6 protein-coding genes are annotated in these 7,578 nt (G+C 72.2%); 5 read left to right on the forward strand and 1 reads right to left on the reverse strand.

Going from position 1 to position 7,578, the window contains the following annotated elements:
• Nucleotides 1-110 precede the first annotated feature (110 nt).
• Nucleotides 111-563, forward strand: coding sequence for a Gfo/Idh/MocA family oxidoreductase (locus VK923_13695; protein HSJ45728.1), 453 nt, complete (start codon nucleotides 111-113; stop codon nucleotides 561-563).
• A 200-nt stretch (nucleotides 564-763) separates the two neighbouring features.
• Here VK923_13695 and VK923_13700 read toward each other — a convergent pair whose 3' ends face one another.
• Nucleotides 764-2,050: an alpha-hydroxy-acid oxidizing protein gene (locus tag VK923_13700; GenBank protein ID HSJ45729.1), complete on the reverse strand. Its 1,287-nt coding sequence runs from the start codon at nucleotides 2,048-2,050 to the stop codon at nucleotides 764-766.
• 221 nt (nucleotides 2,051-2,271) lie between these two features.
• Here VK923_13700 and VK923_13705 point away from each other — a divergent pair, with 221 nt between their 5' ends.
• The 4 genes from VK923_13705 to VK923_13720 form a co-directional block, all read left to right on the forward strand.
• Entirely contained in the window at nucleotides 2,272-5,253 is a 2,982-nt protein-coding gene (locus tag VK923_13705; GenBank protein HSJ45730.1) for a DEAD/DEAH box helicase, read from the forward strand.
• Nucleotides 5,254-5,293: 40 nt separating this feature from the next.
• Nucleotides 5,294-6,088, forward strand: a complete 795-nt coding sequence (locus VK923_13710) for an SWIM zinc finger family protein (GenBank protein HSJ45731.1) — start codon at nucleotides 5,294-5,296, stop codon at nucleotides 6,086-6,088.
• Nucleotides 6,089-6,148: 60 nt separating this feature from the next.
• Nucleotides 6,149-7,024, forward strand: a complete 876-nt coding sequence (locus tag VK923_13715; GenBank protein ID HSJ45732.1) for an alpha/beta fold hydrolase — start codon at nucleotides 6,149-6,151, stop codon at nucleotides 7,022-7,024.
• Nucleotides 7,025-7,229: 205 nt separating this feature from the next.
• Nucleotides 7,230-7,578: dihydrofolate reductase family protein (locus VK923_13720; protein HSJ45733.1), on the forward strand; the 349-nt coding region annotated here is incomplete at its 3' end.

The raw sequence follows: 7,578 nt of genomic DNA on the forward strand, positions 1-7,578 counted from the left end.
CGGGCCGATCGACGGAGTGGTCGCAGATCGCGAGACGTTCATCCGGCAGCGCCCGCTCCCGTCCGGCGAGGGGACCCACTACGACGTGGGTGACGCCGACAGCCCGCGGGGTGGCGTCACCAACGAGGACTACGTCAGCGCTGGTCCACTTCGCCAGCGGCGCGCGGGGCCTGCTGGAGTCCTGTCGCGTGATCACCGGAGCGAAGTGCGACATGGCGTTCGAGATCCACGGCACGCGGGGCGCGCTGCGCTGGACCTTCGAGCGCATGAACGAGCTCCACATCCAGTGGCGCGACGACGAGCGCCCAGCTGAGGACGGCTGGACGACAGTGCTCAGCGGCCCGGCACATCCCCACCACGGACACTTCAACCCCGGCTGGGGCGTCGGGCTGGGTTACGACGACCTGAAGGTCATCGAGGCCCACGAGTTCCTGCAGTCGGTCGCGACCGGTGTCCAGGGCGCACCGGGGTTCGCCGAGGCGCTCGCGGTCGCGCGGGTGCAGCAGGCGATCATGCGGTCGTGGGACTCCAGGCGCTGGGAACCTGTCGAGCAGTCGTCGTAACCGACGACCCAGATCGAGTGACCGCCACCGCATGGGGACGTCCCCCAACGCAGAACCGCCAGATGTTCCCCAGATCGAGTGACCGCCACCGCATGGGGACGCGCCCCAACACGGAGCCGACAGAACGTCCCCAGAGCGCGTCACCACCACCGCAATGGGGACGCGCCCCAACACAGAACCGACAGAACGTCCCAGATCGGTCAGGTGACGGTGTCGGCGGGGGCGAGGCGGTCGGCTGTGATGTCGGCGATCGCGGAGCAGCCCGACAACGCCATCGTGAGCTCGAAGTCGGACAGCAGGTTGGCGATGACCTCGGCCACGCCGCGCCCACCCGCCACCGCCAGGCCATGGACGTAGGGACGCCCGAGGCACACCGCCTGCGCGCCGAGCGCGAGCGCTTTGAAGGCGTCGGCACCGCACCGGATGCCGCTGTCGAACAGCACCGTCAGGTCGTCGCCGACGGCGGCCACGACGCCGGGCTGCGCGTCGAGCGCGCCGATCGCGCCGTCGATCTGCCGCCCACCGTGGTTGGAGACGATCACGCCGTCCACGCCCAGGTCCCGTGCCCGGCGCGCGTCGTCGGGGTGCTCGATGCCCTTGAGCAGCAGCGGCAGGTCGGTGTGCTCGCGTAGGAACGCCACGTCGTCCCAGTTCAACGAGGCCTTCGAGAAGGTGCAGATGAACCGTCGCACGGCTGCCACGGGAGCATCGGAGGTGATCGTGTCGCGGAACCGGCCCGGATGCGCGCGGGCCATCTGCACGAGCGCCGCGATCGCCGCAGCCGTCACGCGACCCGTGTCGCGTTCGAACGTCTCGAGATCGTCGTCCACCTGGCGCTGGAACTCCGAGTCGCTGGTGTACTGCGCGAGCCCCTTGCCACGCAGGAACGGCAGGTAGGCAAGGTCGAGGTCGCGGGGTCGCCAGCCGAGCGCCGTCGTGTCCAGCGTCAGCACGAGCGCGTCGCAGCCGATCGCCTCGGCACGCCGGACGAAGCTCAGCGCGAGATCCGTCGACTGGCTCCAGTAGAGCTGGAACCAGCGCGGCGCCTCACCCATCACCGCGGCGCACTCCTCCATCGGTCGTGAGGCCTGGCTCGAGAAGATCATCGGCACGCCGGTGGCCGCGGCGGCCTCGGCGACCGCGACGTCGGCGTCGGCGTGCGCCATCTCGAGCACACCGATCGGCGCGAGCAGGAGGGGCGCTGGCAGCCTTCGCCCGAACAGTGTGACGCCGAGATCCCTCGTCGAGGTGTCGACCAGGACACGCGGCACGATCCGCCACCGGTCGAACGCCGCCCGGTTCGCCCGCATGGTCGATTCGAGTCCTGCACCACCCTCGACGTAGGCCCACGCGGCCCGTGACAGCTTCCGTCGGGCAGCATCCGCCAGGGCGCCGGGCGCCACCGGCACCGCAGGGCGGGTGCCACGGACGCCGTCCCGGAAGATGCGTTCCTGCCGGGACCGTGCGCCCCTGACGTGGTCGGTCATGCCAGCGAGCGTCGCATGCGGTGACCGCCGACGTCAACGCGCCGTGGCGGCCGCGGATGGACGATGGGACAACCGACCAGCGTCCGACGCGGGATGCGTCCACACAGCGGACGTGCTTGAATCGGCGGCCGGCTCGTGGAGCCGCCGTCATCGGCGCCCACGAGGACAATTTCGGACGCCCGTCCCGGATCCCGATCTGCCAGGGAGCACCGACACCTTCGATGACACCCTCAACGGTCCCCCGGACGCTCCAGGCCACGTTCTGGCCCGGCGATCCCGTCCCGTCCCGCGGCCATCTCGCGTTGTGGGGCGGCGACGACCTCGTTGACGACATGACGCGCCTGGGCTTTCCGTCAGGCGTTCCCGCCCTGCTTCCGACGGTGCTACCGCGCACCCCGCGAGCCTACAAGCGCGTCGATGTCGCGGAGGTCCCGACCCGCCTGGTGCCGGTACGGACGGCGGCCGCGGCGCTTGCCGCGTTGCCGTCCCCTGCCGCACCGCCGAACCGCTGGCCGGGACGCCAGCGGCCGTCCGACGCGCTGCTCGCCTGGAGCGTCGCGGCCAAGGTCGCGCTCGAGCTCGTCGCCGCCGGCCGCGTGCTACCGACCATGCGGGCCGCCGGCGACGTCGGCGTCGCCGGCTGGGCACTTGCCGGTCGAGGCGATGACCGTCTCGCCACGCTGGCGGCACGCCTGCCACCGGCGGCACACGCCCTGCGGGTAGAGGGCGAGGACAGGGTCTGGTCGCCGGCTGATCTGGTCGCAGTCTTCGGCAACGCCGTCGCCGACGCGTTCGTCCGTGACGCGGCCTCCCCCCGTGTGCCGGTCACGCCTGGGCACCTCGCCAGGTGGCCGCACACCTGGCTCGCCGCCCTGACCGACCCGGTCGATCCGATCGTCGGGGGCCTCGACGGCGACGCGCCGCTCCATGCGGAGCGGCTGGCCGGGTGGAGCGTGGCGGTGCGCCTCCACGAGGAAACCCGCGCCCGACTGTGCCTGCGTCTGGCCACGCCACCGTCGAGGGTGCCCGCCGACGAGCGTGGGTGGCATGTCGACTACCTGTTGCAGGCGGCCGACGACCCCAGCCTCATCGTCGACGCCGACCTGGTGTGGGACGCCGCCGACGCCCGCGTGGACCTCGGCGGCATGCGCGTCGGCGACGCACACGAGGCGCTGATCCGAGGGCTCGCCGAGGCCGCCCGGCTGTTCGATCCCCTGCGCCCGAGCCTCACGCAGTCCCGACCGGCGGGGATCGACCTGGACACCGACGACGCCGCCGACCTGCTGGACGCTGCGGGCGACCTCTCCGCCGCCGGGCTCGGGATCCTGTTGCCGACCGAGTTGACCAGCAGCGGACAACGTCGTCTGCGTGCGCGCATGCGTGTCGGCTCGGCACCGCCGACTCCCGGTGCGGGGCTGGCGGGTGCCGGATTGGACGCGGAGGCGCTGGGCGCGTTCCGCTGGGAGGTCGCGCTGGGCGAGGACACGCTCGACGCCGACGAGTTCGCCGAGATCGTCGCGCTCAAGCAGCCGCTGGTCTCCTGGCGTGGTCGGTGGGTGCGCGTCGACCCCGACGAGGCGCTGCGCCTGGCGGACCTGGCGGCGACGACCGGTCGCCTGGCACCCGGCGAGGCGCTGGCGGCCGCTCTGGCCGGCGAGCGTGACGATCCCCGCCTGGGCAGCGTCGAAGCGGTCGCCGCAGGGAGTCTGGCGGACCTCGTGACGCGGCTTCGCACGGGCGCCACCGGCGCGGCACCGGACCTGACCGGCGTCGTCGCCACCCTGCGCGCGTATCAGCAGCGCGGCGTGGCGTGGCTGCAGACGATGGCGGGCCTCGGACTGGGCACGGTGCTGGCCGACGACATGGGCCTGGGCAAGACCCTGCAGTCGATCGCGCTGCTGGCAGCGCGGGCCGACGACCGACCGCACCTCGTCGTCTGCCCCACGTCGGTGGTCGGCAACTGGGAGCGCGAACTGGCGCGGTTCGCGCCAGACCTGCCCGTGCTGCGCCACCACGGACCGGGCCGTGCGACCGAGCCCGACGCGTTCGTGCCGGGCTCGGTCACGGTCACCAGCTACGGGCTGGTCCGCCGCGACGTCGACCTGCTCGCCGAGGTCGACTGGGACACGGTCGTGCTCGACGAGGCGCAACAGGTCAAGAACCACGCGTCGAAGGCAGCACGCGCGGTGCGCCGGGTCCCGGCCCAGGCGCGCGTCGCGCTGACCGGCACACCGGTCGAGAACAGGCTGGCGGAGCTGTGGGCGATCGTCGATTTCGCCAATCCCGGCCTGCTGGGGTCGTTCACACGGTTCCGCGAGCGCTATGCCGTCCCCGTCGAACGCTGGGGCGACACCGGGGCCGCTGACAGGCTGCGCCGCATCGTCGCACCGTTCCTGCTGCGCCGCACCAAGACCGAGGTCGCGACCGACCTGCCGCCCAAGCAGGAAGCCACGGTCGTCTGCAACCTCACGCGCGAGCAGGCGACGCTGTACCAGGCGGCGGTCGACCGCGTCTTCAACGCGGGCCTCGCCGAGGACGGCATCGACCGGCGTGGGCAGATCCTGGCGCTGCTGACCGCGCTCAAGCAGATCTGCAACCACCCCGCCCAGTACCTGGGTGAGCGGGGACCGCTGCAGGGCCGCTCAGGCAAGCTCGCGCGCACCGCCGAGATGCTCACCGAGGTCGCTGCTGCGGGTGATCGTGCGCTGGTGTTCACCCAGTACCGCGCCATGGGCGACCTGCTGGCCCGCCATCTCGCCGCGCGCCTCGACGTCGCCGAGATCCCGTTCCTGCACGGCGGCGTCAGCGCGGTGGCCCGCGACGCGATGGTCGCGGCGTTCCAGGCGGGGGAGGAGCCGTCGCCGGTGCTGCTGGTGTCGATCAAGGCTGGCGGGACCGGGTTGAACCTGACCGCGGCGACCCATGTCGTGCACTACGACCGCTGGTGGAACCCCGCCGTCGAGGATCAGGCGACCGACCGCGCCTACCGGATCGGGCAGATGCGTGCCGTGACGGTGCACAAGCTGGTCACCGCCGGCACGGTCGAGGAGCGCGTCGCCGCCCTGCTGGAGCGGAAGCGCGCGCTGGCCGACGCCGTCGTCGGCACCGGGGAGACGTGGATCACCGAGCTCGACGACGATGCGCTGCACGACCTGGTCTCGTTGTCGACCGCCGACATCTCCGACGAGGACGAGGCCGCATGATGACAGGCACACACTGGCTGCGCGTCGCGGAGGGCCGGGCATGGTGACACGCTTCGGCCTGACGTGGTGGGGCAAGCGGTGGATCGGCGCCCTGGAGGCGCTCGGCGCCGTCTACGCCAACCGCCTGCCACGAGGGCGGACCTACGCGCGCCAGGGCCGCGTGGCGAACCTGACCGTACGTCCCGGCCGGGTGACCGCGAACGTTCAAGGTACCCGCGCCCGTCCGTACCGCGTGACGCTGACCCTGCCGGTCTTCGACGACACGACCTGGGACAGCATCCTCGAAGCCCTGGCCGGCGAGGTGCGCCACGCGGCCGCGCTGCTCGACGGACGGATGCCCGACGACATCGACGACGCGCTGCAGGCCTGTGGCGTGTCGCTGTTCCCGCGCCCGCGGGAGCTGTCGACATCGTGCTCGTGCCCCGACGCGGCGAACCCGTGCAAGCACGTCGCCGCGGTCCACTACACCCTCGCGCAGACGTTCGACGACGACCCGTTCCTGCTCCCGCGACTGCGGGGTCGCGACCGCGACCAGCTGCTCGCCGGGCTGCGCGCCCACCGCGCCGGCACTGGCGAACGCGCCGACGACGCCCAACCCGACAGCGCGCCGACCGCCGTCGCTGATCTTGTCGCGCGCGACCTGTTCATCGCCCGCGGGCCACTCGACCAGATCGACATCCGCCCCCGGCCGGCCGGCGACCCGACCGCCACCTTGCGTCGCCTCGGCCCGCCGCCCGCCGCAGCCCACATCGAGGCCGAGCTCCACGATCTCGTCACGGACGCCGCCAGCCTCGCCTGGCACGTCCTTGCCGGCAACGCCGCTCACGGTGAGTGAGGGCCTGATGCGACTGCGGCGATCGCCGGCACCGTACCCTTGCGACCTGCGCTGCACAGCATGAGCATCTACCGATCCACCGCCGGCCGCGACGCGATCCGCGCCTTCGCCGTCGACGCCCTGGACCGCTGGGACGTGGACCACTCCCGCGACCACATGGCCAGCACCCTCGGTCCGACCCACATCGTCACAGCCGGCGACGGCGATCCGCTCGTGCTGCTGGCCGGCACGAACTTCTGCGCCGCTACCTCGCTCGAGCTCATCGGGATGCTTGTCGCGACCCACCGCGTCCTTGCGATCGACCTGCCGGGTCAGCCTGGCCTCAGCCATGACGAGCGGCCACGACGGCCGCGGGACGCCTATGGCAGCTGGCTGGCCGACCTCCTCCCCAGGATCACCGACGCGCCGGCCGTGCTCGTTGGACACTCGCTGGGGGCGCGCGTCGTGCTGCAGGCCGTCGCCGCCGGTGCCCCCGCCGCGGGGATGCTGCTGATCGACCCGGCGGGACTGATCCGGCTGCGTGTCACACCTCGGGTGATGGCGCCGACCCTGCCGTGGCTCCGCCGTCCGGATGCCGACACGTCGGAGGTGCTGCTGCGGATGATGATGGCGCCCGGCCACGGCCCGCCACCGTCGCTGACGACGTGGATGAGCCTCGTCGGCCGCCATGTCAGGACGTCACTGGCGCCCGCCCCCGTCCCGGCGTCGACACGTCGCCGTACGGCCGGCACGCCATGCGTGGTCGTTGCGGGCCGCCACGACGCGTTCCTCCCAACGGGTCCGCTGTCCCGCGCCGTCGCGCGGATGCTCCCCGGCGTACCGTTCCACCTGGTCTCCGACGCGGGCCACCTGCTTCCCCACGAGCGTCCAGACGCCGTCGTCGCTCTCGTACACGACGACTTCGCCGTGCCCGGCCGCCGGCACGACGACCCCTGAGCGGCCGTCCTCCGCCACCTCTGGATGCTGTGTCTGCCCGCCCTCGTCCCTTCCGTTGACGATCGCGGGGAAGAATCTCCTGCGCCGGGTGTCGATCTCGCCGGTCGCGTTCGTAGCGGAGGCAGAGGTCGCATCGGGCGCCGCTCGACTCTCTCGGAGCATTCCGTCCCGGGGAGCAAGCGACCGCAGGACAGGAGGCACACCCATGCGCAAGCTCGTCGTCTCGTCGTTCATCACCCTCGACGGCGTGATCCAGGCCCCGGGCGGCCCCGAGGAGGACCCGTCGGGCGGCTTCACGTACGGCGGCTGGACCGTCACCTACTGGGACGACGTCATCGAGGGCCACATCGGGGCCTCGATGGGCGTCGAGAAGGAGTACCTGTTCGGCCGCGGCACGTACGAGATCATGGCCGCCCACTGGCCGTTCGCCGGCGACGACGACCCCTTCGCGGCGATGATCAACCAGGCTCGCAAGTACGTGGTCTCCACGACACTCACCGATCCGACGTGGCAGCACACCGAGGTCATCAGTGGGGACGTCCCAGCCGCGATCC

The sequence above is a fragment of the Euzebyales bacterium genome (assembly GCA_035461305.1).
In the GTDB taxonomy this organism is placed as follows: Bacteria; Actinomycetota; Nitriliruptoria; order Euzebyales; family JAHELV01; genus JAHELV01.

Bases quoted from the DNA above. Each gene is read 5' to 3' on its own strand.
- VK923_13700 (HSJ45729.1), bottom strand. From the start codon at position 2,050: ATGACCGACCACGTCAGGGGCGCACGGTCCCGGCAGGAACGCATCTTC.
- VK923_13715 (HSJ45732.1), top strand. From the start codon at position 6,149: ATGAGCATCTACCGATCCACCGCCGGCCGCGACGCGATCCGCGCCTTC.
- VK923_13705 (HSJ45730.1), top strand. From the start codon at position 2,272: ATGACACCCTCAACGGTCCCCCGGACGCTCCAGGCCACGTTCTGGCCC.
- VK923_13710 (HSJ45731.1), top strand. From the start codon at position 5,294: ATGGTGACACGCTTCGGCCTGACGTGGTGGGGCAAGCGGTGGATCGGC.